General features: G+C 61.7%; 12 protein-coding genes. 8 read left to right on the forward strand and 4 right to left on the reverse strand.

The genetic code is table 11. From position 1 onward, the window contains the following. Positions 1 to 78: 78 nt before the first annotated feature. Complete coding sequence (locus HAHE_RS12630) at positions 79 to 765, reverse strand: carbonic anhydrase family protein (protein WP_338684941.1); 687 nt, start codon at positions 763 to 765, stop codon at positions 79 to 81. A 125-nt stretch (positions 766 to 890) separates the two neighbouring features. Further along, the gene (locus HAHE_RS12635; protein WP_338684943.1) at positions 891 to 1,979 is read right to left on the reverse strand and encodes a phosphatidylinositol-specific phospholipase C domain-containing protein; all 1,089 of its coding nucleotides are present in this window, start codon (positions 1,977 to 1,979) and stop codon (positions 891 to 893) included. 139 nt (positions 1,980 to 2,118) lie between these two features. Between HAHE_RS12635 and HAHE_RS12640 the strand changes: the two genes are divergently transcribed. The 7 genes from HAHE_RS12640 (at position 2,119) to HAHE_RS12670 (ending at position 21,372) form a co-directional block, all read left to right on the forward strand. Further along, positions 2,119 to 2,982 (forward strand): 50S ribosomal protein L11 methyltransferase, encoded by an 864-nt coding sequence (locus HAHE_RS12640; RefSeq protein ID WP_338684944.1) that lies wholly within the window; start codon positions 2,119 to 2,121, stop codon positions 2,980 to 2,982. A 168-nt stretch (positions 2,983 to 3,150) separates the two neighbouring features. Continuing rightward, a complete protein-coding gene (locus HAHE_RS12645; RefSeq protein ID WP_338684945.1) occupies positions 3,151 to 3,810 on the forward strand; it encodes a response regulator transcription factor in 660 nt (219 codons plus the stop codon). 214 nt (positions 3,811 to 4,024) lie between these two features. Beyond that, complete coding sequence (locus HAHE_RS12650) at positions 4,025 to 7,768, forward strand: immunoglobulin-like domain-containing protein (protein WP_338684946.1); 3,744 nt, start codon at positions 4,025 to 4,027, stop codon at positions 7,766 to 7,768. Positions 7,769 to 7,840: 72 nt separating this feature from the next. Next, the gene (locus tag HAHE_RS12655) at positions 7,841 to 9,436 is read left to right on the forward strand and encodes a HAMP domain-containing sensor histidine kinase (RefSeq protein ID WP_338684948.1); all 1,596 of its coding nucleotides are present in this window, start codon (positions 7,841 to 7,843) and stop codon (positions 9,434 to 9,436) included. 137 nt (positions 9,437 to 9,573) lie between these two features. Then, positions 9,574 to 10,332, forward strand: a complete 759-nt coding sequence (locus HAHE_RS12660) for a hypothetical protein (RefSeq protein ID WP_338684949.1) — start codon at positions 9,574 to 9,576, stop codon at positions 10,330 to 10,332. After that, positions 10,329 to 19,973: a DUF6288 domain-containing protein gene (locus HAHE_RS12665; RefSeq protein WP_338684950.1), complete on the forward strand. Its 9,645-nt coding sequence runs from the start codon at positions 10,329 to 10,331 to the stop codon at positions 19,971 to 19,973. Before HAHE_RS12660 ends, HAHE_RS12665 begins: the two co-directional genes overlap by 4 nt. A gap of 232 nt (positions 19,974 to 20,205) precedes the next feature. Next, a complete protein-coding gene (locus HAHE_RS12670; protein ID WP_338684951.1) occupies positions 20,206 to 21,372 on the forward strand; it encodes a pyridoxal phosphate-dependent aminotransferase in 1,167 nt (388 codons plus the stop codon). Positions 21,373 to 21,432: 60 nt separating this feature from the next. Here HAHE_RS12670 and HAHE_RS12675 read toward each other — a convergent pair whose 3' ends face one another. Together HAHE_RS12675 and HAHE_RS12680 are read right to left on the reverse strand one after the other, a co-directional pair. Beyond that, complete coding sequence (locus HAHE_RS12675) at positions 21,433 to 23,034, reverse strand: LamG-like jellyroll fold domain-containing protein (protein ID WP_338684953.1); 1,602 nt, start codon at positions 23,032 to 23,034, stop codon at positions 21,433 to 21,435. Then, positions 23,031 to 23,570 (reverse strand): sigma-70 family RNA polymerase sigma factor, encoded by a 540-nt coding sequence (locus tag HAHE_RS12680; RefSeq protein ID WP_338684954.1) that lies wholly within the window; start codon positions 23,568 to 23,570, stop codon positions 23,031 to 23,033. The genes HAHE_RS12675 and HAHE_RS12680 overlap by 4 nt, the downstream gene beginning before the upstream one ends. A gap of 195 nt (positions 23,571 to 23,765) precedes the next feature. Between HAHE_RS12680 and HAHE_RS12685 the strand changes: the two genes are divergently transcribed. After that, positions 23,766 to 26,318: an alpha/beta hydrolase gene (locus HAHE_RS12685; protein WP_338684955.1), complete on the forward strand. Its 2,553-nt coding sequence runs from the start codon at positions 23,766 to 23,768 to the stop codon at positions 26,316 to 26,318. Positions 26,319 to 26,351 lie beyond the last annotated feature (33 nt).

Raw genomic sequence — 26,351 nt, forward strand, 5'->3', positions numbered from 1 at the left:
CCCGCTCCAAATAAAGGGCCGCTGGTAGAACCAGCGGCCCTTTTCCATTTCACCACCGGGAAATCGCCCGCGAAAATCTCAGTCGAGCAGCGTCACGCTGCCGTCGTGGAGCGAGTAAATGGCGCCGACGATTTTCACGGCGCCCTCCTTCTCGAGTCCGGCAAGCACCTCGCTGCGCTCGCGCAGGTCGGCGACGGTCTTGCGGACGTTGGCCTCGATCACGTCATCGACGAACTCCTTGTTCTTCGAGCTGCGGTCCTCGTGGCCTTCGACCGACTCGACCGCCGGAGTGATCTCGGCGAGGAGGTCGGTGAGGTTGCCCAGCTTCACGTGGTCGCAGGCGCCCTTGACGGCTCCGCAGGCCTCGTGGCCGAGAACCATCACGAGCTTCACGCCGGCGACCTTGGTGGCGAATTCGATCGAACCGAGTTGGTCGGTACCCTCGACATTACCGGCGACGCGTCCGACGAAGATGTCGCCGATGCTTTGGTCAAAGACCTGCTCGACTGGCACCCGCGAGTCGACGCAGGACAGGATATAGGCCTTGGGGAACTGGCCTTCGACGGCCTTCTCGACACGTGCCTTCACGTTCGGGTCGCTGAGTTCGCCCTTGGTGTAACGTTCATTGCCCGCCATCAGGTCCTTGAGCACCGATTCGGGCGTCAACTTCTTCTGGGTCTCGGCGTCCGGCTGCAGGGTTCCGGCGAAGAGGTCGCCGATCAGGAGTGCGGCCAGCAGGCCGACGATCACAATCACTTTCATCATGGTTCTTGGTTTGGGTAGAGTCCCGTCAGGGACCTCGCACCCATGTCACCGGAGCCATTCCTCGCGATTGGAATCGGAAGCCGGTTTTTCCAATTGGGGGCGACCGGAAATGTGCTCCGGGCGGCCTATCTTGGCCGGGCCGAATTCCGCATCACTTCGACGCAGACCTTGAGGACTTCGCACTCGCGGACGCCGAAGAAGTCGACGTTGATCACATTGATGATCCGACCCGCTTCGTTCGGACGGGCGAAGGGGAGGGCGGGGTCGTTGAAGTGCTTGAGGAGCTGGGGATTCGCATCGGCCGCGAGATTGCGGACACCGCCGGTAGAGCGCAGCGAACGGCCCGGGGTGAGGGTCCAGTTGAGAAGGAACAGGCTGTCGTCGGCTTGGTAGTCCCGGAACTTTTTCGCCTGATCCGCGACCATGGCGGCGGTCTGGTCCTTGTTCGCGTAGCGGTCGTAGATCGGCCGGTCGCGGTGAAGCCGGTGGACCACCGGTGAGTCGGGCACTCCTTCAAAGAACGAGCCCGTTTGGACCAACAACACCGCCTTGCCCTTGAGCTTGCGTAGCGGGAGATCGATGAAGGAATGATCGCCTTCCGGTCGCTTCAGAAGGTGTCTCCCGATGGCTTCCTCAATCTGGCCGAGTAAGGCCGCGTAGTCGCTTCCTTCATTCTGCCCCGGAGTCATCCCTTTGAAGTGACTGAACTCAAGGAGGACGGTTTCGGTCCTAGCGGCATCGGAGTCGAGGTAGGCCTTCAGTTGTTCGAGGGCCTTGCCGAGCGCGACGGTAGCGAAGCCGCCGTGATGGATGTAAAAGCCGGCCTCAAGCTCACCCTCGTCCGCTCCTTCCGGAACCTTCATCACGCGGAGATCCAAGCGTCGTGCGCCCGCCTCCAGTTGCTCTCGCAGATTCAGCTTCTGGGTGATGACCCAGCGCGACGCGATGACCCCTTTGGCTCCGAGGGCCTGGTAAGAACCCGCGTCGTGGGTCCCGGGAATACAGATCTGCTTGAGGGTCAGCCCGTCGAGCCCGCTGCCGGCACGATGGAAGCAACTCATCCAAGAAGCGGTGTCGGCGCCGATCTTCAGGTCGGACAGGGCGCTTGGTGGTCTTGCGTCCTTTTCCTGCGCCGCGGCGATACCACCAACGGCCACGAGCAGGCCGAGGACACGGAGGGCGCATCGGTGACCGGCCTGCAGGTGCGAAAGCATCCCGCTGACTAGCGCACGCGCTATCCTCCGGCAATGGCGCAGAATCCTCCGCGGGTTGCATGAATGGCGACTCGGTCGACGGAAGCCGAGGTGGCTCGGGCACGCCGCGCTTGGAATCCCCCACCGGCTTGGTTACTCCATGCGCATGTGGGTTTGGGAAAAACTGTCGGCGTCGAAGTGGCTCGATGCCTGGGAGGACCGGTTTCACGGCAACCCGAACTTCGTGGTCCATGTGCTCAAGGGCGGCAAGACCCTCCGAGTGGAGGTTTTCTGCGAAACGAAGAAGGACGCCGAGGCGATTGTCGAACGCTTCGGCGGCCGCGTGAAGCGGCTCAAGAATGCTGACTGGCAGAAACCGGTGACGGTCCCGCCGCCGCTCAAGATCCGCGATCGTTTTCTGGTCACCCAGGAGGATTCCGAAAGGAAGCTGAAGTCTCTGGCAAAGGAGCATGCCGGGAGGGAGGTCATCAGCATTCCGCCGGAGATGGCCTTCGGTACCGGGGACCATGCGACGACCTCCACCTGCCTGCGGTTTCTGGTCGATATCGGTCGCGAGCGTGGCTCGGGCTGGAGCTGTGCCGACCTCGGTTGTGGAACCGGGTTGCTGGCCGTGGCCGCAGCCAAGCTTGGGGCCGATCCGGTCTTTGCCTGTGATTTCGACCCATTCGCCGTGACCGTCACCGAGCGCAATGCCGAGCGCAACGGAACCCCGGGGATTCGCGTCGAGGAGATCGACATCCTCAAATGGAAGCCGCGCAAGGCCTACGACGTGGTGCTGGCAAATATCTTCTCGACCGTCCTGATTCAGGCGTTCCCGGTCATTTCCAAAGTCGTCCGCCCGGGCGGGGATCTCGTGTTGTCGGGGATTCTGGCCAGCCAGGCGTGGGACGTGTTCGAAGCCGCCGCCGCCCATGGCTTCGGCTTTCCCCAAGTGGTGAAGAAGGGGAAATGGGTGACGGCCCGCGGAGGCTGGATGAGCGATCTGGTCGCCCGGCAGACCTAGCCAAAATTCCGAGTGCCATGGGCCGGGCGGAGCCGGACCGGAGTTTTGGAGACTCCGGAAAGATGCCTCTACACTTGAAGTTCGATCGCCATAGTTCAACCTCCGCCACCTCATGCGGGTCGCCGACTCCAACACCGCATCCAGCCCGTCCAAATCCCGGAACGAGGCATGAAGCTATTGGTGATTGAGGACGACGACGATGTCCGTGCGACGATCGTCCGGACCCTGAGCGAGGCGGGCTTCAGTGTGGACGTCGCGGACAACGGAACGGAAGGGCTGTACCGGGCGCTCCATTGGAATCATGAGGTCATCCTGCTCGACGTCATGTTGCCGGGGTTGAATGGATGGGACCTGTTGGCTTCCTTGAGGGAAGTGAAGACGACCCCCGTTCTCATGCTGACCGCGGAAGGCGAGCTTGAAGACCGGCTTCAGGGCCTGAACGGCGGCGCGGATGATTACCTCGTCAAACCCTACGAGCCCCGGGAACTGGTTGCCCGGGTCCGTGCGCTTGCCCGTCGCGCCACCGGCCAGGTGAAAAACGAGATCCGGATCGGATCGGTGCGGATCGACACGGCCAGCCGCTCGGTCTTCAAGGATGAACAAGCGGTCAAATTCACCAAGGCTCAGTACACCGTGCTCGAGTACCTTGCCAGTCGGGCAGGCGCCGTCGTCACGCGCGAAGACTTGTGCGAAACGTTGGGCATCGAGAATGAAGAGGAATTCTCCAACGTTCTCAACGTGCACATCTACAACATCCGGAAGCGGCTGGGGAGAGACTTCCTTCAGAACAAACGCGGCCAGGGTTTCATCATCCCGGCAGACGCCTGACGGCTCTCCGGTCGAATCGTGCCAGCCGTTCGATCGCGGGGTGCAAGCGTGGCCAAGGCTACCCAGTCCAACCTCGGGCCTGCGTCAATGCCGATTCGACAGGGCGGCGCCTCCCGGACCGGCGGCGGTTTAGTTTCCATTCACCTTTCCTGATTATCATGGGCATCGCGGGGAGAGCCATGCTCCCGCGGCCCCAAGATTCCAGGAGTCCCGAATGAAACGCTCAACGCATTGTCTCGCTTCCATCCTCACCGCACTGCTGATCTCACCGATTGCCAGTGCTTTCCCATACGACAGCAGTTTGCCCGATGTTCCGAACAACGTCACAAGCACCGGAGGTGCCGGTCGCTTGAGCACCACGGACATCATTTACAACATTCCGATAAGTGCCTGGCCGGGGTCGCTCTACTTTGACATCAAAGGAGGCGATGGCGGATTTGCCAAAGCCTTGGCATCGGTCGGCTCGGACCAGACGGCCTTTGGTGGCGGCGGGGCACGGCTGACGGCCTCATTCACGGTTGATCCGACAGCGGCAAACGCCCTTCGGCCGGGCGGGGAATTGAGGGTGATTGCTGGAAACACGGGCGGAAGCTCGACCGCAAACCCCAAGGCTGGCGGAGGTGGAGGAGGGGCGACGGGAATCCTCTACCGGCCTCCGGTTGAGGGAGCGGAGTGGGAGATCCTGATGATCGCCGGTGGCGGTGGAGGCGGGGCGGCGTCCACTCTCGTCGTCAACACCTTTGCCAACGCGGGCGGCAGTGGCAAGACCACGAGGGATGGTGAGCGTTTGAGCCATTCCACCGGCTCGACCGATGGTGAGGCGGGTGGAAGCTGGGTAAACGAGGCCGGTGGCGGCGCAGGAATCTATAGCGGTGCCGCCGAGCAACAGGGCGGTAACAGGTGGAGCGCCGGTGGCACCGGAGGCGAGCCGCACGACAGCGGCCCGGCAGGAGGTTTCGGACTCTCCGGCGGTGGTGCCGGACATACCGCGTCCGACGATTGTGGCGGCGGCGGCGGCGGCGGTTTTTCCGGTGGCGGTGCGGGCAACGACGACGATTCGGGCAACAAGCGTTGGGGAGGCGGTGGCGGAAGCTACATCGACAGCCGTGCTGTTTCCCCCGGGCTCTTTCAAAGCCCTGGAACCACCAGCCCGGGCTCCATCAGGACCATCCATCAGAATCCCACCAGCGGTTCCCTGAGCGCCCCGACGATCAGCCTCAGCGGAAACAACCCCATGACGGTTTACGATGTTTTCCTCTACCAGGAGCCGGGCGCCTCCGCGACCGATTGCTACGGCAACCCGCTGACGTTCTCGACCGTTACTCCCCCGGAACTCGCAGAGAGGACCCATGGCACCTATCAGGTCTCCTACTCGGCGACCGACCAATTCGGCCGAACCAACACCGTTTACCGAACCGTGACGGTGGCGGACACCCCCGAGATCAGCATCTCCAACCAGGACGTGCTGGAGAACAACAGGTCGGTCGGCGTGCTGTCGGCAGATGGAGCGGACGAGGCCTCGGTCTCCTTCTCGCTCACGACCCTCTTTGACAGTCACTGGTTCGAGATCGACCCGGAGACGCATACACTTAAATTGGTGGATTTCCCCGACTACGAATCGCCTTGGGACTCCGATCGTAACAACCGCTATCGATGTCAAGTCCTTGTCACCGACGCCCACGGCCTGGGGAGAAGCGCCATACTCGATATCGATGTCATCAATGATAACGACAATCGGCCGACCGCGCCGACACTGAGCAACGATTCCGTTTCCGAAAACTCGACGTCGGTAGGCACCTTGTCGTCGACGGATGCGGATGGTGATTCCGTCTCCTACGTCATCGCCGACGGTTACGATGGCGCCCATTTCCAGATTTCCAACCGAACGCTTTCGTTCATTACGGCACCGGACTTCGAGGCCCCCACAGACGATGACTCGGACAATGTTTACAGCGTCCGGGTCTTGGCCACCGACGGCCTATATAGCAGGGACACTGTTTTCTCTATCACGGTCCAAGCTCTCAACGACAACACTCCTAGCCAGCCGGTATTGAGCAGTGACGAGGTCCTCGAGAACACCACGGCGGTGGGCTCCATCACCTCGACGGATGGAGATGGCGACAGTGTCACCCTAACGATCGACGGCGGTGCCGATGCCAGCCTCTTCACCCTGAGCGGGAACGCCCTTTCGTTTGCTTCCGCGCCCGATCACGAGAATCCCGCCGATTCCGGGGCTGACAACAGCTACCACATCGAGATCCGCGCGAGCGACGGGACCAACTCCTCCGTTTCCGCCTTCGTGATCCAGGTGCTGGATGAAAATGACAACACGCCCACCGTACCGGTGTTGAGTTCGACAAGCCTGCCGGAGAACACGACCACGGTCGGGATCCTGAGCGCGACCGATGGTGATGGCGCGACGGTTGGTTTTGAAATTGTCGGCGGCAACGATGCGGCAGTGTTCGAGATCAACGGGAACCAGTTGCAGTTCAAAATCGCTCCGGACCACGAGTCCCCCGGCGATGCCGGTGCCGACAATGTTTACGATGTCCAGGTCCGGTCGAGTGATTCAGAGTACACATCAAGCCCGGCTGCATTCTCGATTCATGTGCTGGATGAGAACGAATTCGCTCCGACCGCTCCCGCGCTGAGCGCGACTGGGGTGGACGAAGGTGCGACGACCGTGGGCGCGCTGAGTGCGACCGACGGGGACGGAACGACTCCCGAATTCAGGATCATCGGAGGAGCGGACAGCAGCCAATTCGGTCTCGAGCCCGATGGCGTCACGCTGTTCTTCGTGGCGGCACCGGACGCCGAGTCTCCCGCGGATGCCAATGGCGACAACGTTTACGAAGTCCAGGTCGATGCGTGGGACGGAGTTCACAGCACGATTGCGGCGTATGCGATCACGGTCGGCAACCTCAACGACAGCGATCCCTCGGTGCCGACGCTGAGCAACACGATCATCCAGGAAAACAACAGGACGGTCGGCAATCTCGCCGCCACCGATCCGGATGGCGATTCCGTGACCTATGAGATCACCGGCGGCGTGGATGCCGCACTGTTCACGATCCAGTCGAACGTCCTGTCCTTCATCGCCGACCCGGACTTCGAGAGCCCTCAGGACGCCGATGCGGACAATTTCCACACCGTGCAGATCCGCGCGACCGACGGGGTGCGGAACTCCGCCAGCGTGACCTTCGAGATCGAGGTCAGGAATCAGAACGACAACGCGCCAACACAGCCAACCTTGAGCAATACGAGTGTCGATGAAAACACCACGACAGTGGGAACCCTGCTCTCGACGGATGCCGAAGGCAACAACATCACCTTCACGATAACCGGGGGTGACGACAGCCACCTTTTCACGATCCATGCGGATGGGGAAACGCTGGAGTTCCTCTCGGCGCCTGATTTCGAGAACCCGGGTGATGCGGATGGCGATAACGTCTACGAGTTACGGATGGTCGCGAGTGACCGGAGGTTCTCATCTCCCTTGGCGACCCTCGAAGTCACCGTTCTGGACATCGGGGAATCCACTCTGGTCGCGTTCCGCAGCCAGTATGGCCTTGCCGCCGACGGTTCCGGCGACGACGAGGACTGGTCGGGCAACGGCATCGCGAACCTTCTCTACCACGCTTACGGGTTGGGTGACCCGCGCGATGCGATCGTGGACCGCTCACGGCTTCCGGGCTTCGAGGTCGGCGCAGGCACGCATTCGCTCCGCTATGTTCGGCCGGTGCAGGGCGTCGGTTCCGGATTGGACTACGTGATCCGCGTTTCGGATGATCTGGACGGTTGGGAGGACCTCGAGGATCTGGACAGCGCGGACCAACCCGTGTCGGAAACGAGCGATGACCTCGGAGACGGCTACGAGCGGGTCACGTTGCTGTTCAACACGCAGACCGGCATGCCCAGGCGTTTCTACACGATATGGATCGAGGAATCCGTTGAGTGACGGGCGTCCCGTTTCACGGAAGATGCGGCAAATCGCTTTTCAGATCGATCGAGTCCACAGATAAGACTGTCCATGCGGCCGCTCTCGCTCAAATGGAAGATCCAGCTCTGGTATGCGGTGATGCTTGCCGTGCTTCTGGTCGCGCTCAGCTACGGCTATTACCGTAGCGAGTCCCGGCACAGGCTCGACGCATTTGACGACGCGCTCGACAAGATGATCCACCCGATCATGAACGCGGTCGGCAGGAAGGGACCCAGGGGAGGAAGGGGAGACCGTCCTCCTCCTGGAAGGCCGCCGTTCGGTTTTGACCCTCCGTCCGGCAGGCCCGGTCTCGAAGATCAGGTCAGCAGGTCCCGTCTGGACGACGAAGCCAGCAGAAAGGGTGTCGAAGGATGGGAGGCCGTGAATTTCAACGACATCCAGTTGGAAGTGCGCGGACCCCGCGGCGAAGACAGCGATACCCTCTTCGAGAGTCTCGAAGAGAAGCTCGGAGACTATGGCTTCTATGCCATCGTTTGGAACAGCGCGTCTCTCGGAGTTGTGGCCAGCTCGTCACTGGCCCCGGAGATTGAGCCGCCGCCGATTCCACAGGGCGGGTACTGGAAGCGGACGCGCGACAACCGGTACCGGGAGATCGCGCATCGGACTCCGCGGGACATCGTTTTCGTGGGTTTCGACCTGCAGGGGCTCCACAAGGAACTCGCCGCCCTCAGGGGCAGAATCATGGGTGGAGCCTTCGGTATCTGGCTCTTGGGTGTCGCCGTCGGTTGGCTCTTCGTCTCCCGCGCGCTCAAACATCTGCAGGTGATCGAGCGCTCGGCGGAGCGGATCGCGAACGGCGAGCTGTCCGAGCGCATTCCCGAGCCCACAGGGGGCAAGTCTGCCGAACTCGTGCAATTGACGGACGAACTGAACCGGACCTACGCGCAACTCGAGTCGCTCTTCGACAAACAGGTGCGATTCACTGCCGACGCTTCGCATGAACTGCGCACGCCGTTGACGGCATTGAATGCCAATCTTGCGCTGGCGTTGGAACCGGGCCGCTCACCGACCGAGGTCGACGGGATTTTGAAAAGCAGCAAACGCTCTTCGGAGCGTCTCAATCGGATCATCGGAGATCTACTCGATCTGTCGCGCTACGATTCGGGTCGCCACAAGCTTGGCTGCGATTCGCTGGCACTGGACCCGCTCATTGAGGGTCTCGCGGAAGAGCTTCAGGCCTACGTGATTGAGAAAGGCAGCACGCTTGTGACCGAGCTGAACGGCGGGAATGTCTTTTGTGATCCTTTCCGGATCGAGCAGGTCATCACCAATCTGGTCAACAACGCGCTGCAGCACAATCCCGAGCCGATCATGATTGCGTTGCGTACGAGGCAAGAGTCGGAGTTCTCCGTGATCGAAGTCGTGGACAACGGCATCGGCATCCAGCCCGAAAATCTGGATAAGCTCTTTGACCGCTTTTTTCAGGAGGACAGCTCCCATCAAAAGAAAGGGAAGCACTACAACATCGGCCTCGGGCTCTCGATTTGCCAGGCCATCGTTGCAGCTCATTCGGGAACGCTCACCGTAGCCAGCAACCCGGGTCGGGAGACAATCTTCACGATCCGCCTTCCGAAGGAGCGTCCTTCAACGACAAATCCGCGCCTCGGCGAGGCTGTCCCGGCGTAGACAGGGGTTTCGCAGGCAGCAGTTCCTAGGCCCGACCTCGGTTGGGAGATAGAGGCTCGGAAAACCAGGAACGAGACCGAAATTCATCTTCTGTTAACATTCAAGATGGTAGAAGCAGCGGCGTTAAGGTGCCCGCTATGTCCATATTTCTCAAAATCCTCCTCATTCCGCTGCTCGCCGGCCCGTTGCTGGTTGCGCTCCGAGCGCAGGACCCGGCCGGGGACCCGAGATTTGATCCCGCCCGGCTCGATCGGGCGGGCAAATATCCTGTCGCAATTGATGCGGAACAGATTCCGGAGGAGTTCAAAATCGAGCCCCTTGGCGAGGGGAAGTTCCGTCTCGGCCAGATCACGATCGATGTCGCCAAGCGCCAGCTCACCATCCCGGTCGCCGTTGCCGAAACCCGAGCTGATCTGGAGTACGCCCTCGTCCATTCGGACGGTAAGACCCACGAATCGCTGTTGGTCACCGATGTCCACCCCGCGCGCCTGCACATCGCCGCGCTGTTGCTCTTCGCCAAACCCGGAACTCCAGTCACTGCGGAACTCAGCTGGACGACCAACGACCGGAAGCGATCGATCCAACTCCCGGAGCTGATCGGGATTACAGAATCCGGTCGGAAGCCGGTCACCTGGAGCTACCAGGCGATCAGCATGCCCAACGGTCAGCTCGCTGCCGCCTCCGAGCTCAGCATTCTCCCCCTCATCCATGACGCCGCGGCGCTCGTGGCCCATCAGCTTCCGGCGGGAGATCTCCGCGACGACATCTATCGCGCCGAGCTTCCCGAGTCCTTTCCCGCGAAGGAACAGCCGCTTTCGCTGACCCTGTCTTTCGCCGTTCCGAAGAAGACCCGCAGCGGCGAGCTCACCCTGTCCGCACCCACCTCAGCAGAATGAGACTGCGATTCCTGAATTTCCTCTTCGTCCCCTTGCTGGCGACCTCTCTCTGCCTCTCCGCGCAAGCCGGCGAGCGAGATCTCAAGATCATCCTCCTGTTAGGCCAGTCCAACATGGAGGGGCAGGCTTTCACCTTTGCCGATCCGAGCCTGAACGCTCCGTCCCTGGAGTTCCTGCTCAGCGGCACGCCGGCGGCGACCACCTACCTGGGCAACATGCCCTACGAATTCGGGGACAGTTTGTCCCCCTCATGGCTGGATCCGCGGACCGACGCCTGGTGCGTCCACTACGACTCAACCAGCAGCACATTGAAAAACGTCCTGCCCACATCAGACCCTGCGGATCTGGTCAACGGCATCCAGCCCCTGTCGCCGGGCTTCGGAGTCTCGACAGGCAACGGCTCGATGTTCGGCGCGGAGTTGTCCATGGGACATCGTCTGGCTGACTCGGTGGCGGCACCCTTGTTTCTGTTCAAATCCGACAAAGGCGGAACCACTTTGGGTCATGACTGGCGCCCACCAACTGCAGTTGCCGCACGCGGTGGCACGGTGGGCGTAAACTACAGCAATACCATCACGCGCTTCCTTGAATTCCTCGATGACCTCGATACGGACCTCGCCGACAACGGGGTGCTCGATGCCTACAACGGAGCGCCCGGTTATGAAGTGTGCGCTGTGTTCTGGTTTCAGGGCTTCAACGAACAATTCAACAGTGGCCCATATACGGCCGCCCAATTGCAGGCCGAGTATGCCGACAACCTCAAGGACCTGATTTACTCGATCCGCGCGGCCGACCCGCGCATACCAGATCGTCTGCCGATCATCATTGGCGAATCGTCGGACCAAAACGCCACGCTGAATGCCGCCCGCATCTCGGCGGTTGCCGATCTGAATTCGGAAATCCCCGACTCCGCAGCCTACTTCGACACCGACGACATGATCGGCGAGGACTGGGGCAACAACGACGCTGGCGAGCCCTTCACCTCCGGCGGTGGTTACCACTATCATGCCCGCGCGGAAAACTTTCTGGAAATCGGCTGGAAGGCGGCCGAAGCCGTCATCGAAAACGGCTACATTGCGCAGGCGCCCACCTTCCTTGATTCCAGGGTCGCGTCTGGGAAAACCTACACCGGCTTCATCATCGGTGTCACCGGCATCGAGGCCACGATCGACGACTTCACGGTGACCATTGACAGCACCGCGGCGGGGTCTCCCTCCGACGGACTGTTTCAATCGGGTGATGTCATCACCTCGGTCAATGGCGTCTTGCTTCAGGACGACGAAGATCCGCGCATTCCCCTGGGTACGCAGATTGGAGCCGCGGAAGCCTTCGACGGTGAGCTCGACTTCGGCATCCTGCGTGGTGCCATCCCGATGAACGTGACGATCACCATCCCGGTGCTCGGCGCCTACACGGAAACGTGGCCCCTGAGCTGTCCCAAATCGGATGCGATCGTCGACTCGGTCGCCCAGGAGATCAGCAACAGCGCGATCATGAACGGCATTGAACTGGAAGCCATGCTCGCCGGGCTCTTCCTGCTCTCAACAGGTGATGACCAGTACCTCGACGAAGCGAAGTCCATCGCGGACAACGTGGTTGCCGGCGGCCTTTCCGACTCATGCTGGGCCATCGGTTACCAGCTTGTGTTCCTGTGCGAATACTACCTGCGGACCGGTGATGCCACGGTCCTTCCACGCATTCAGGAACTCTGTGACCATGCGGACACCGGCGACGTCGAGGGCATGTACAGTCACCGACTGGGTCCCAGTTCAGGTTATGTGCAGGGAGGCACTCTGAACCAGGCCGGCAACATCGTTGTCCTGGGCATGACGCTGGCGCGTGAGTGCGGTGTCAACGTGCCTGTGGATACATGGAAAAAGTCGATCGACTTCCTTTACCGGTACGCAGGCCATGGTCCTGTGCCCTACGGGAATCACCGCGCCGAGTTCGACCCGAACTCGAATGGCAAGGATGGATCCGTGGCCTGCTTGTGGTCGCTTCTCGACGGAGACGACTTCGTCTCGGCGGCTGAATACACCGGACTGGCCGTGGCCGAGTCATACACGTTCCTCGAAGTGGGTCACACTGGCGGTGGCTTCAACGTGATCTGGCGGGCACTCGGTGCCATGCACACCTCCGCCGCCTATGAGGACAGGCACCGCAACATGCTCGACCGACTCACTTGGTATTACGATCTCTGCCGCCGCCATGATGGCACCTTCCGGATTCCCACAACCATTGGCGGTCACTGGTACACGGGTGGGGGCTATGGCATGGGAGCCGCCATGGTTTACACGGCCTCTCGCAAGACTCTGCGCATCACGGGTGCCGCACAAACCGCCCATAGCGTCCCATATCCAGCCCACACCGCCACCTGGGGCAACGAGCGCGACCGCGAATTTCTTGCCGACGCACCCCCTGCCGCCTACGGCGGGGAAGATCAGCGGATCGATGCCATCTGGAGGAAACTCTACAACCCCGACGAGCTTCCGGCTTCCTACTTCGGGCGCCTGCTTTACCACTCCAATTCGCAGGTTCGACAGAGGGCTGCGACCACTCTCAGCCAGCGGGCCGACGCAGCATCGATTGCCGAGTTGAAAGCCACGCTGCAGGATCCGGATCCACGGCCACGCCGTGCAGCCCTGGAAGGCATTGTGGGGTATGAAGGTTGGGCTCGACCCATGAGCAAAACATCGCTGTCGCCTCAAACCGTGTCGGAAGAATTCCTGCCCCTGATCAAGGCAGTGATCGACGATCCGGATTCGTCCCTCTGGGAAATCGATGGCGCCTTGTGGGCCCTGTCCAAAGCCGAGCCGGAAGACGTTCGCGACAATCTGGACTTCATCCTGCCTTACCTGACCCACGATGACTGGTGGCTGCGCGAAGCCGCATTCTGGGCCATGACGGGATTGAGAGACACCATGAGCGGCGAAGAATTCCTGCGGCTTACGGAAGTTTATGCCAACGAAGCCCACGTCTATCCCAAGGGTTCCTACCAGGCGGGTTTTGCGCTCATTCTCGAGACCAAGGATCCGGCAGATTGGGGAGAACACTACGTCAAAGGCCTTCAAACCATCGGGCGCGATCTGCATGAGCCCAAAGTCTTGGATGGCTACACAAACCCCGAAGCACAATCGGTAGTTCGGGCCTTGATGGTCTACGATGAGTTCGACAAGGATGACCTGCCGCTGGATATCGCGGACGACATCGCGCAGTACTTCGCCAAGTGGGAGACCAATGATGCCGGGATTTCAGGGAACGAGATCAAGGCGAACCCCAGCTACCACCGTGGCTTCTACGGATGGGCGAACACCATGGGAGCGGATGGTGCCTTCATCATCCACCCGATGAAGCGGATGGCTGAGGACATCGCGGCTGCCATCGCCGGAGGCGACAACAGCCCGGAGCTTCAGAACTACTACGACGAGCTGATCAACAGCATCGCGCTCCACGAGGCCACCTACGGCGTGGTTACCCCTTATCCGGGCCAAACGCCAAACGCGTCCTCGGCAACGGCTAGCATCATCGGTGGCTTGGGGACCAAGGCCGAGCTGTCACTGGACGGCTCGCTGAGTTCGGATCCGGAAGGCGTCCTGTATGACTACGTATGGGAGGCAAACGGAGAACTCGTCGCCCGGGGAGCGGTGACGACAGGCTTCGCTGAAATCAGCGACCTCGGCCAGCTCACCTTGCGCGTGACCGATGATCAGGCTCATCAGCATGAGATTGCCGTGGCCGTGGCTCAGGATGATCCCGCACTCACCTACGGGCTCGCGGGTTACTGGCCCATGGACATGACCCGTGGCAGCGAAGTCAGGGATCAATCGCCCTATGCCAACCACGGCGCATTCAGCGAAGGCGCTCCAGTCTGGGTTGCAGGCAAATTCGGCAACGCGCTCGAGATCTCCCAGGCACGCGATGACCGGGCGCTCATTCCCCACCTCGATGCCTACAACGCCAATCACGCCTACTCGCTGTCGCTTTGGTTCCACTCGGTCGAGGGTGACGACAAGCTCGACCAGTTCGCCAAGGGCGAGGGACTCGTGGCCATCAATGGAACCGGCAGTGCGGCAACGGTTGACGCCTTCGGCACTCCGTGGACGAGCGCCAACCTGGGCTTCTCCATGGGCGACGCGACATGGCACCACATCGTTCTCACCTTCGACAAAGACGCTTCGCCCGCCAAGCACCTCTACGTGGATGGCGCCTTGGTTGCCACTGGCGACAGCGATGGCGTGTCGGACCCCGCCCTCAACACGGATCCCATCAGCTTCGGCAGCAGTGACGATGCCGAGAAATCCAGTGCGCTGTTCGATGACGTGGCCATTTGGAACCGGGTGATCACCACCACCGAGATCGCCTACCTCCACAACGGTGGCGCCGGCAACATCGTGACCGATTGGAGCACACCTCCCACACGCCCGACCGGTCTGGCGGCCGTGGAGGGCGATGATCAGGTGTCCCTCTCATGGGATGCCGACACCACCACCCTCGATTTCGGCGGCTACCGCGTTTATCGCTCCGAAACTTCCGGGGGTCCCTATGCCGTGGTCTCCGGGGATCTCACAAGCACCAGCTTTACTGACACGACGGCGATCAACTACACCACGTACCACTACGTGGTGCGCACCATCAATACGCGCGGAAACGAATCCCATAACTCCAGAGAAGTCGAAGCCACACCCTTCATTCCATTGAAGGATGTGCTGGCTGTCGGGCTACAGGGCTACTGGCCCATGGACAGCGTTGGCGGGACCGCCATCATTGATGTGACGGCTCAGGAGAACCACGGCAGCTTCCTTCAGGGCAGTCCCGACTGGGTGCCCGGCAAGTTCGGCAACGCACTTGATGTCGTCAGTGAGCGCCAGGATTGGGCTCAGATACCGCACTTGGCAAACTACAACACGACCGGCAGCTACAGCATCTCGCTCTGGTTCTATCCGGTGAATTGCTACCGGGATGCGAATGTCTTCAGCAAGGGCCTGAACAAGGCTGCGATCGGCTTCACCAACCAGGATGCAAGATGGTCACATTTGGGAAGCCCCTGGACATCGTCGTCCTTGGGATTCACGCACAATGCCGAATCCTGGCAACATATCGTCATGATCTACGATCCGGCAGCGACTCCCGCCAAGAAGGTCTATTGCAACGGAGTGCTGGTGGCCTCGGACGACACGGATGGGCTTGGCTCGGATACCGCGCTCAACACGGATCCCATTGCTTTCAGTTCAAACTCCACCGCCTACGCGACCACGGCCCGCTATGATGATGTCGCCATTTGGAATCGGGCCCTGACGACCGACGAGATCGGCTATCTCTACAACACCGGGGAAGGCAACACGCTTTCCGATTTGAACAACCCGCCAGCCACCCCCACGGGACTGGTCGCCACGCCCACGACCGAGGCCGTCGTCCTGACTTGGGACGAGTCCACCGACGGTGACACAGCCTCCTATGAAATACTGCGCTCTCTCGTGTCCGGCGGCCCCTATGAATCACTCGGCACCACGACCGCAACGAGCTATGTCGACAGCGGACTGACCAACGGAGTGACTTACTATTACGTCCTCCGCGCCTTGGATGTCGTCGGAGAAGTTTCCGCGTCCACGGCGGAAGTCTTTGCGATTCCCGCGGACGATACGACCGCGCCTGCCGCACCCACCGGCCTGGCTTCATCGAATGGCTACCGCAGGGTCTATCTCGACTGGGACGACAGCCCGGAAACCGACTTCGATTCCTACAACGTCTACCGGTCCGACGACGTGGGAGGTCCCTTCGCTCTCTTGGGTGGGGTCGGTGCGGATTCATCCTTCACCGACGAGAACCTGGCCAATGGCGCGACCTATTACTACCGGATCACCGCGCTCGACATCGCCGGCAATGAATCCGCTCCGGCCGCCATCAGCGGAGAACCCTTTGCCAATCAGGATGTGGCCACCGGCCTCGTCGGTTACTGGCCGCTCGACGCAGCCATCGGCACCGTGGCCGAGGACATGACCGCGAATGAAAACGACGGCAACGTCGTCACCGGCTCCCCTGACTGGGTCCTGGGCAAGTTCGGCAATGCCCTTCGATTTGTTGAGGCGGAGCAGGAGTCCGTCTTCATCGACAACCTTGCCGCCTATCGTGAAACCGGAGCATTCACGCTGGCTTTCTGGATCAATCAGGTGGCCGGATCCGGCAACAGACCGCTCGAGTCTGCCGGAATCCTGATGAACAACCACAAGATGACCATCGGAGATGCGTGGGACAATACCGAGCTCGGCTTCGGCGACGACAACACCTGGCATCATGTGGCCTGCGTCTTTGATGTGGCGAATCCGGAGACGGGTAAAAAACTCTATGTGGATGGCATGCTGATCGCCGAAAATGTCGCCCTGCCCGCCGACAGTCTCCTGAGTGGATCTTCATGGATCCGGATGGGAATCGACCATTCGGCCTACCGCTGGGGTGGGCTTTTGGATGACCTGGCCATGTGGAACCGCGCGCTGTCGCTTGATGAAATCCAATCATTGGTGCTCTACAACGGCGGCACTGGCCGAACCATTCAGGAACAGCCTCAGACTCCACCCATCGCGGACTCGCAAAGCGTCTCCACCGACGAGGACATCGCGCTGCCCATCACCCTTACCGGCGGCGATGGCCAGGGCGACCTGTTGACCTACATCATCGTCGATGACGTTTCAGACGGCGTCTTGTCAGGAACCGCCCCCAACCTGACCTACACTCCCAACCCGAATTCCCACGGCGCCGACCAGTTCACTTTCAAAATCAACGACGGGCAGGACGACAGCAACATCGCCACGGTTTCCATCACCGTGAACTCCCTCAACGATCCTCCGGTGGCCGACGGCCAGGACGTGGAGACCGATGAGGACGTCGCCCTCCCGATCACGTTGACAGCCTCGGACGCGGACCTCGACGTTCTGAGCTTCACCATCCACACCGACCCCGCCAACGGCAGTCTCTCCGGAACCGCCCCGGATCTGACCTACACGCCGGATCCCGATTTCCACGGCGCAGACAGCTTCACCTTCCTCGTCAACGACGGCCTCGTGGACAGCGCCGTGGCAACAATCGACATCACCGTCAACTCCGTGAACGACCCGCCGGTGGCGGAGCCCCTGACCCTGTATCTGTTGCAGGACTCCAACATTGCCGTTCAACTTTTCGGGTCCGACAAAGACCAAGACCCCCTGACATTCGCCATCGAGACCGATCCGCAGCACGGCACCTTGTCCGGCACCGGGGCGGAACTCACCTACACGCCCACGCCCGGGTATTCCGGCCCGGACAGCTTCACCTACTTCGCCAACGACGGGACGGAGGACGGCGCACCCGTCCTGGTCGAGATCACCGTCTATGCCCTTGCCGATACCAAGGACCTGCTTGCTCAGGGGCTGGTCGGCTACTGGCCGATGGACAACACCAGCGGCACCGAACTGACCGACGAGGGTCCGTTGGGCAATCATGGATCCTTCATCGAAGGAACCCCGGCCTGGATCCCCGGAAAATTTGGCAATGCCATCGATCTGAAAGGCTACCGCGACGACCGGGTTGAAATCCCTCACATTGATGAATTCAACCAGACCGGCAGCTACAGCATATCTCTCTGGGTCTACACCATCGACTGCTACCGTGACATCAGCTTCTTCAACAAGGGGCCGAACTTTGTGGCTCTGGGAGCCTCCAACAACGACATCAAGTGGCAGAAATTCGGAGTTCCCTGGACGTCCACCGACCTCAATTTCAATGGCAACGACAACAGTTGGCGCCATGTGGTGGCGGTTTACGATCCATCCGCCACCCCAGCCAAACAGATTTACGTGGATGGAACGCTGGTCGCTTCGGGTGATGTTGATACCACGGATCCGAGCCAGGTTTTGAATGACTCGCCCATCAACTTCAACCATTCCGCGGATCACTACAAAGCCGACGTGCGCTTTGACGACACCGCTTACTGGGATCGGCCGCTCACGACCGCGGAGATTGGCTTCCTCTACAACAGCGGCACGGGCAACACCGTCTCGGACTCCAACGCCACACCAAGCGCTCCCACCACGGTCGTCGCCACCGCCACCACCGGCACCGTGCTTCTCTCCTGGGAGGTCACCGATCCCGACATCACGAGCTGCGAGGTCTATCGCTCGCTCTCCGAGTCCGGCCCCTTCACCGAGATCGCCAGCACGACCGGCACGGACTATAAGGACGAGGGCCTGAGTAATGGAACCACCTACTACTATTTCGTTCGTAGCACCGACACCGGCGGCCTGCAGTCCGGCGATTCCGTGATCGTTTCGGCCACGCCGGAAGCTGACACCACGCCACCCGGCGCCCCCTCCGGCCTTGTTGCCGACGGCGGATTCGGCCGTGCCTATCTCCGATGGGACGCGAACACGGAACCCGACCTGAACGGCTACCGGGTATCCCGCGCACCTGATGCGGGCGGCCCCTTTGTGGAGATTGCATCGGGCGTCACCGAGGCCGCCTACACCGATATGGGTCTGACCAACGGAACCGAATATTTCTACCAGATCAGAGCGGAGGATGTTGCGGGCAACCTCTCCACGGAGGCCTCCGCTTCCTGCACGCCTGACGAACTGCAGGACGTCGCCACCGGTCTGGTGGGCTACTGGCCGCTCGACGCCACGGAAGGCACCGAGTTGACCGACGCGACCGATCAGGCAAACCATGGATATGTCTTCAGCGGCACCCCCGACTGGCAGTCCGGGAAATTCGGCAATGCGCTCCACTTCGAGGAATCGGAACAGGAATCCGTGCGCATCGCCTCGCTGCCGGCCTACCGCGACAGCGGTACCTACACCATCGCCTTCTGGGTTCGGCAACAGGATGGTTACATCAACACGATCTTCTGGACTAACAACATCTGGCTGCACAACTTCAAGCTCGGTCCATTCGGCAACCCCTGGTCCTCCACCCAGGCGGGCTTTGAGAATGACGACAGCTGGCATCATGTCGCCATTGCCTTTGATGGTTCGGACGCGGTATCCGGCAAGAGGTTCTTCGTGGATGGCGTGCTGCTATCCGCTCAACCCGCGTATGCCACCGACAGCAGCTTGTCGGACACCGTCATGCAGTTCTCCTACAACCACTCCGCCTATCGATGGGGTGGTGTCATCGATGACATCGCGGTCTGGAACCGGGCACTGTCCATCGATGAAGTGGAATCTCTCGCCATCTCCAACGGCGGCGACGGGCGGCCGGTGTCGGAAGGACTTCTCCCGACCTTCGCCTCATGGATCGGCGATCACTCCATTCCGGGGCCCACCGGCTTCGGCGACGACGGCGACGGCGACGGGCTCGCCAATGGGATCGAGTATTTCCTTGGTCTCCACCCAGGCCAGGCTGATCCGGCTGCATTCCGCATGGCTCACAATGGCCCCGATCTGGTTCTGGAGCACCCGAACCCGCCGGAGCCCACCGCCGACGTTGTCGCAACCTACCAGTGGTCCACCGACCTGCTGAGCTTCCACGACTCGGGCGAATTCGCGGATGGTGTTACCGTGACCCTCACTCCCGAGCGCGATACGCCGGTCCCCGGAACCACTCGCGTGGGCATCAGCCGGATCGGCGATCCCGCCAAGCTGTTCTTCCGAATCCAGGTCGAGGAAGTCGAATAGCCCGGTCCCAATCGCCAGCCGCCACCCCCGGGGAGAGGCGGCTGGCTGGGCGATCTGGTCGCCCGGCAGGGCGGTTGAGGCCGGAGCCGCCCCGGGAGGCGGATTGGGCGGTTGAAATCGCTTGCTTGGGAGGCGGGCGGGCGTCAGAAAAGCCCCCCGTTCCGCCGGGAGGGGGGCTGACAAGAATGTGATGTCGCCCGATCGGCGGCGATTAAACCATTCGCGCGCTCTCATGGACTCCATTTCATCCCGAATCGAGAAGGTCAATCCCTCCCTCACCCTAGCGGTCACCAACCAGGCCAAAGCGATGGCCGCCCGTGGCGAAGAAGTCTACGGACTGGCCGGTGGCGAACCGGAGATCGATACCCCGGACCACATCAAGGCGGCCGGCATCGCGGCGCTCCAGGACGGCCGCACCAAGTACACCCCGGCCGGCGGCATCCCGGAACTCCGCAACGCGCTTTCCGCCAAGCTCATGGCGGACAACAACCTCGAGTACGACGCCAAGCAGATCTGCGTGACGGCCGGTGCCAAGATGGCCTGCTTCAACGCGATCCTGGCGATGGTCGAGGAAGGCGACGAGGTCATCATCCCGGCACCCTACTGGGTCAGCTACCCGGAGATGGTCCGTCTCGCCGGCGGCACGCCCGTGATCGTCGAAACGAAGGAGTCCGACGGTTGGAAGCTCACCGCCGAGCAGTTCGAAGCGGCGATGACCCCGGCGACCAAGATGGTCATCCTCAACTCGCCGTCGAACCCGACCGGCGCGGTCTACACCGAAGAGGAACTCCGCGCGATCGGTGAGGTGGCGCTCTACGAGGACATCGTGATCCTTTCCGACGAGATCTACGAGAAGCTCGTTTACGGCGAAACCAAGCACGTCTCGATCGCATCGCTCAGCAAGGACCTCTACGACCTGACGGTCACCGTGAACGGCTTCTCGAAGGCCTACTCGATGACCGGTTGGCGTCTCGGCTACACCGCCGCTCCTCCGGCCCTCGCCGAGGCGATCGACAAGATCCAGAACCACACGGTGTCGAACGCGACGAGCTTCGCGCAGTATGCCGCGGTAGCCGCTCTCGAGGGCGACCAGCAATTCCTCACCGACCTCCGCGAGGAGTACGACGGGCGCCGTCAGTTCATGCTCGCTCGCCTGCAGGCGGTGCACAACATCCGCGTGGTCGAACCGAAGGGCGCGTTCTACTTCTTCGTCTACACCGGCCAGCTCGGGATCAAGTCGCAGAACCTCTGCGACAAGCTCCTCTCGCGCTACAAGGTGGCGGCCGTTCCGGGTGTTGCCTTCGGTTACGACGATGGCGTGCGCCTGAGCTACTGCACGACACTCGACATCCTCAACGAGGGTCTCACGCGCTTCGAGCAGTTCTGCCGCGAGCACTGATCCTTTCTCCGCTGGGAAGCCAGACCATGAGGTTCGGCTTCCCCGGTCGGGAGGACCGTTTCAGTTCTCCCTTTTGCCGGTCGCCGAGCGGAACTGGCTCGCGACTTCGGCCTCGTCCAACGGCCGGTCCCAGAGGGCGATCTCATCGACCCAACCGGTGAATGAATCCCAGTAGCGGGCCAGATCGTAGCTGGGTTTTCCGAAGCGGACATTTCTTCCGTTCAGGCGTTGGCCTGTAGTTGCCGCCCGTGCCTGACTGGAGGCTTGGCGCTGGCCGTCGATATAGAGCTCAGCGGAGGCCGGGCCCCAGCTGGCGACGATATGGTGCCACTGTCCATCGGTCACGACGCCGATCGACTTGAGAGACGTCGTCCCGGTGGCGCCACGGAGCACGAACTCGACGTGGCCGGACTTTCTCAGGCGGGTGTGGAGGACCGAGCGCTCCGGCATCGGACCACCGGTGGAACTGCTTCCGGCCAGCCACAAGACCTCGTGTCGGATGGGTTCTTCCGGGGATCGTCGGATCCAGAAGGAAACGGCTCCTTCCTCGGAGCTGACCCCGTTGGGTCCGTCGATCCCGAACACCACTGATTGGTTTGGCGAGCCGTCGAGGAACAGCGCGCGGTTTTCCGCAGGGAACCCGTGGCCGCCCTGTGGCGGGATCACACCCCGGCCGACCTGCTGCACCAGTTCGCCGCAGCCGCCGGTAGAAGATCCCGTGACCTCGTTGGCCAGCTTCAGGTCGATCATCTCGTCGCAGGTCCAGTAGCCGGCGGGCGATTGTCCGAGAACGGTAGTCCGGTAGCCCGGTTCGCCAGCGAGCAGGACTTCCAGTTCGGGAAACGGGTCGAGACCGAGCGGTAGCTCCTTCGGTTCCGCAGAACCGGTGAAGCTCAGTGCGGTCAGCTTCTTCTCCATCAGTTTGGCCGCATTTCCGTCAGACTTCGCGGTCACCTCGACTTTGCCGTGGACCAAATGCACCTCGGTGGCTCCGGTGTCGGACACGCGGACCCCGAAGCGTGTGCCGATGTCTTTCACCTCGAACTTCGGAGTGTCGACCGTGAGCGCCGTTCCGCTGGTTCCGGAGTCGACCCACAGCCAGCCGCTTCGGAGTTCGGGCCGGTCGAGCGCCGGAAACGAAACCGTCGTCGGGCCTTGGATGACCATCAGCGTCCCGCTGTCCAATGTCAGGCGGACCACCCCGGACGAGACCTTCAACGTGGTGCCGGGCAGGATCGTCAGTTCGCCTTCCTCGGAAGCGCGATCCTGACCGTTGACGGACCATTCGGTTCCGATCGCGGCGGTCGAAACGACGACCGGTGCCTCCGGCTGCCCGATCTTGAACATCGTTGCAATCAGTCCGCCAAGCATCACGACGGCTGCCGCGGCGAGCACCGCGCGACGGAGATTGCGCTTCGAGGTGAAGGCGTTGCCGAGCACCGGCATCTTGCCCTTTTCATCAAGCGTGCGGGCGATGTCGCGAAGGGCTGCCGAGTCTTCGAAGTAGTCGAGATACACCTGACGCGCCGCGGGCGACTCGTTCAGCAGACGCATCAGTTCGTCGGTCCGTGAAGGATCGAGGGATCCATCCTCGAACTCCTCGAGGACCGCACACATCGCGGCGAGGTCGATTTTCGGATCGTTGGGACCGGAAGTGTTCATGGGCATTCCTCCCTGAGGTGGAGGCGACGTCGCACGCACATCGCCAGCAAGGTTCGGATCCGGTGAAGGGAAACTTTCACACTCTCGGCACTGCGTCCGACTTCGGCGGCGAGTTCCTTGACCTTCCTTCCATCGAAGTAGCGGCTGAGAATCAGGGCCCGGTCAACCGGACGGAGTCCATCGATGCACTCCCACAGGACTTCCTTGCGCGGCTGGTCCCGTTTGGCCGCGGATTCGATGCCTTGATCGACCAGACGGTTCAGGACCTCTTCAGGTACGTGCGATTCCTTCCGGTTCTTTTGCCGTCGCCATGCGTTGAGCACTTGGAAGCGCGCCACCGTGAGCATCCATGCCTTGAAATTGGTTCCCGGGACGAACTCGCCGCGTTTGCGCCAAACGAGAGCGTTGACCTCCTGAACGACGTCATCGACGTCCGGACTGCCCGGCATCATGGCCATCACGAAGCCGCGCAGCGCCGTCTGATGCTCGGCAATCAACTGCACCAGCGATTCGTCGAAGTCTTCAGAACGGGCCATCCGGGACAGTACACGTCGGCAGCCGCGAAAAGGTAACTCGTAAATTTACCCGCTACCGAGTTCGGAGGGTTTCCGAAGAATTATCAGGAAAGCCGATTACCAAACCGGCCGGCGAGACATGATTCAATAGCGGGCAGTTGTTGCGCCGGTTCGATGCCGGAGCAAGTTGTCCTGTCTCCCGAAAAAGACCCCTGGATGAAGTTTTCTCGATTGGCGGGCGTTGGCGCCTTGGCAGTTGGGCTTGCGCTCGTGCTTGCCTACGACATTCCCGGTTATTCGCCGGACCAGATCATCGAGTACAAGCAGACGGTCGATAGCGGGGGCAGTCCGGTCGGGCTCGATCTGCACGTGTTCTACCCCGAAGGTCACCAACCGACCGACAGCCGTCCGGCCATCGTGTTCTTTTTCGGCGGTGGCTGGGTCAGCGGGTCGGCATCGCATTTCCATCCGCAGTGCGAGTATCTGGCGTCGCGTGGGATGGTGGCGATCTCCGCCGAATACCGGGTGAGCAGCATCCACGGCACGACGCCGGAAGAATGCGTCAGGGACGGCAAGTCGGCGATCCGCTTCGTCCGCGAGAACGCCGCCGCCCTCGGCGTCGACCCGAACCGGATCGTGGCGGCGGGAGGTTCGGCCGGAGGGCATGTCGCCGCGGCCACCGGAACGCTCACCGCGTACGACGAGCCGACGGAGAACCTGGCGGTGAGCTCAAAACCGAACGCCATGGTGCTATTCAATCCGGTCTATGACAACGGTCCGGGCGGCTACAAACACACCGAGGTGCAGGCCTACTGGGAGGACTTCTCGCCGATGAACAACATCGACGCGACCACGCCGCCCGCGGTGGTTTTCCTCGGCACCAACGATTCGCTCATCCCCGTTGCCACCGCCGAGACTTTCCAGTCGCTGATGCAGGCCGAGGGAATCCGCTCCGATCTCCATCTTTATCAGGACGAGCCGCACAGCTTCTTCAACTTCGACGTCCCGGGTGACTCGAGTGGTCCGTTCTACGGCTATCAGGCGACGGTTTTCCAAATGGACGAGTTTCTCGTTTCGCTCGGCTATCTCAGCGATCCGCATGGCACTTCCGAAGACGTCACCGACTGGGTTGCGATCTTCGGGGATGCGGGGTTCTCGGGTGGCAGCGGATCGACCGCGTCACCGGTGACGACCGATGCCGACGCGGATGCGATCGCGGCGAACTTCACCCCGGTTTCCTTGGCGGACGGCCAGTTCATCCGGTTGACGGGATCAGTGACTTTCGATGCTCCGCTGACGGCGCGGAACTTCCGCATCGGACTTTTCGACGGCGACGATCCAGTGGTCGCGGGCGACGGCACCGGCTACGTCGGGATCTGGTCCGAGGCGCCGTCGACCTCGCCGGCCAGCATTCTCGCCGGCGACGGCACCGGCAGTAGCCATCCGTTCGAGACGGCATCCGGGACCGTCCTCGCTTCGGTGCCGGCGGCAAGCGCCACGGTGCCCGCCGGCACGCCGGTCGACTTCAGCCTGATGATCGCCCGAAACGGGGCCAATCTGGATATCATCACGCGCTTCACCGATGGCGCCTCGTACGACCAGGAGCAGAATCTCCTCAACCAACCGGTCGCGAATTACGACTTCGACAGCGTTGCCCTGCTGATGACCGGCAATCTGAACGCGACCGAGGGCAGCTTCAGCAATGTCAGGGTCACATCCGGGGATATGCTGCCTTCAGGTGAGGCGGTCGGCGGTCCCGACCCGACAGGACGTGTGATCACCTATGTCGACGCCGTCGAGGGTGCGGCAGGAAACACCTTCGCGACCGGCGGCACTCCAGTCGACACGTCGTGGATCAATTCGGATGGCGGCACGGGAACCGACGAAGACCAGTGGCGGGTGCGGACGGGCGTTGAAGGCAACGGTGACACGATTTTCCAAGCCATCCACAATCTAGGTGATGGCGACGACATGCCGGAGCTCACGACCCGCATCACCGGCTTGTCCGACGGTGCCTACGACATCTGGGCCTTCTACTGGGATCAGATCGACAGCGACACGCAGAACTGGGTCGTCTCGACCGGACTCGCTTCAGGAAGCCTGGGATCCTTCAGCTCTCCGGATGAGCCGGCGGTCGCCGGGGCAACTTCGGATGGGGTCTACAACGCGTCGACCCTGAGCTTCACCACCAGCGTTCAGACGGTGGCTGGAGGCGGTTTGCGGAATCTCTTCGGCGTTTACCTCGGCAAGGTCGCGGTGACCGGCGGGGCGGGAGTCGTTGAGGTCTTCATCGACAACCTTCCCGGTGGCGGCAGCAGCAACCGGACATGGTATGACGGCGTCGGCTATGCCCGGGCGAATGATTATGCCGACTGGATCGGCGACTATGATGTCGGCGGTGAGGACGGGTTCGAAGACGACCCGGACGGAGACGGAAACGCCAGCGGCTTGGAGAACTTTCTCGGGACCCCACCGGATGTGTCGGGTCCGACGGGCTTCGAAGTGATGTCGGCCGGCGGCCCGAACTTCGTTTTCAGCCATCCCGAAAACCCGACGCCGGCCGATGATCTGATCGCCGCCTACCAGTGGTCGACGGATCTTGGAACCTTTCACGAAGACGGCGCGACGGACGGCTCCGGCACCACCGTCAGCTTTTCGCGAGCAACCGATACGCCCGTGCCCGGCACCACGACGGTGACCGCCACGGCAAGCGGACCGAGCATTCCCGACCGGCTGTTCGTCCGGTTGCGGGTCGTTGCCGGTCCATGACCGGCCTAACAGAACACTCCAATCCAAAACCCA

The organism is Haloferula helveola (assembly GCF_037076345.1).
GTDB classification, from domain to species: Bacteria; Verrucomicrobiota; Verrucomicrobiia; order Verrucomicrobiales; family Akkermansiaceae; genus Haloferula; species Haloferula helveola.

Excerpts from the sequence above, each read along its gene's own strand:
- HAHE_RS12630 (WP_338684941.1), bottom strand. The coding sequence starts at position 765 with ATGATGAAAGTGATTGTGATCGTCGGCCTGCTGGCCGCACTCCTGATC.
- HAHE_RS12635 (WP_338684943.1), bottom strand. The coding sequence starts at position 1,979 with ATGCTTTCGCACCTGCAGGCCGGTCACCGATGCGCCCTCCGTGTCCTC.
- HAHE_RS12640 (WP_338684944.1), top strand. The coding sequence starts at position 2,119 with ATGCGCATGTGGGTTTGGGAAAAACTGTCGGCGTCGAAGTGGCTCGAT.
- HAHE_RS12645 (WP_338684945.1), top strand. The coding sequence starts at position 3,151 with ATGAAGCTATTGGTGATTGAGGACGACGACGATGTCCGTGCGACGATC.
- HAHE_RS12650 (WP_338684946.1), top strand. The coding sequence starts at position 4,025 with ATGAAACGCTCAACGCATTGTCTCGCTTCCATCCTCACCGCACTGCTG.
- HAHE_RS12655 (WP_338684948.1), top strand. The coding sequence starts at position 7,841 with ATGCGGCCGCTCTCGCTCAAATGGAAGATCCAGCTCTGGTATGCGGTG.
- HAHE_RS12660 (WP_338684949.1), top strand. The coding sequence starts at position 9,574 with ATGTCCATATTTCTCAAAATCCTCCTCATTCCGCTGCTCGCCGGCCCG.
- HAHE_RS12665 (WP_338684950.1), top strand. The coding sequence starts at position 10,329 with ATGAGACTGCGATTCCTGAATTTCCTCTTCGTCCCCTTGCTGGCGACC.
- HAHE_RS12670 (WP_338684951.1), top strand. The coding sequence starts at position 20,206 with ATGGACTCCATTTCATCCCGAATCGAGAAGGTCAATCCCTCCCTCACC.
- HAHE_RS12675 (WP_338684953.1), bottom strand. The coding sequence starts at position 23,034 with ATGAACACTTCCGGTCCCAACGATCCGAAAATCGACCTCGCCGCGATG.
- HAHE_RS12680 (WP_338684954.1), bottom strand. The coding sequence starts at position 23,570 with ATGGCCCGTTCTGAAGACTTCGACGAATCGCTGGTGCAGTTGATTGCC.
- HAHE_RS12685 (WP_338684955.1), top strand. The coding sequence starts at position 23,766 with ATGAAGTTTTCTCGATTGGCGGGCGTTGGCGCCTTGGCAGTTGGGCTT.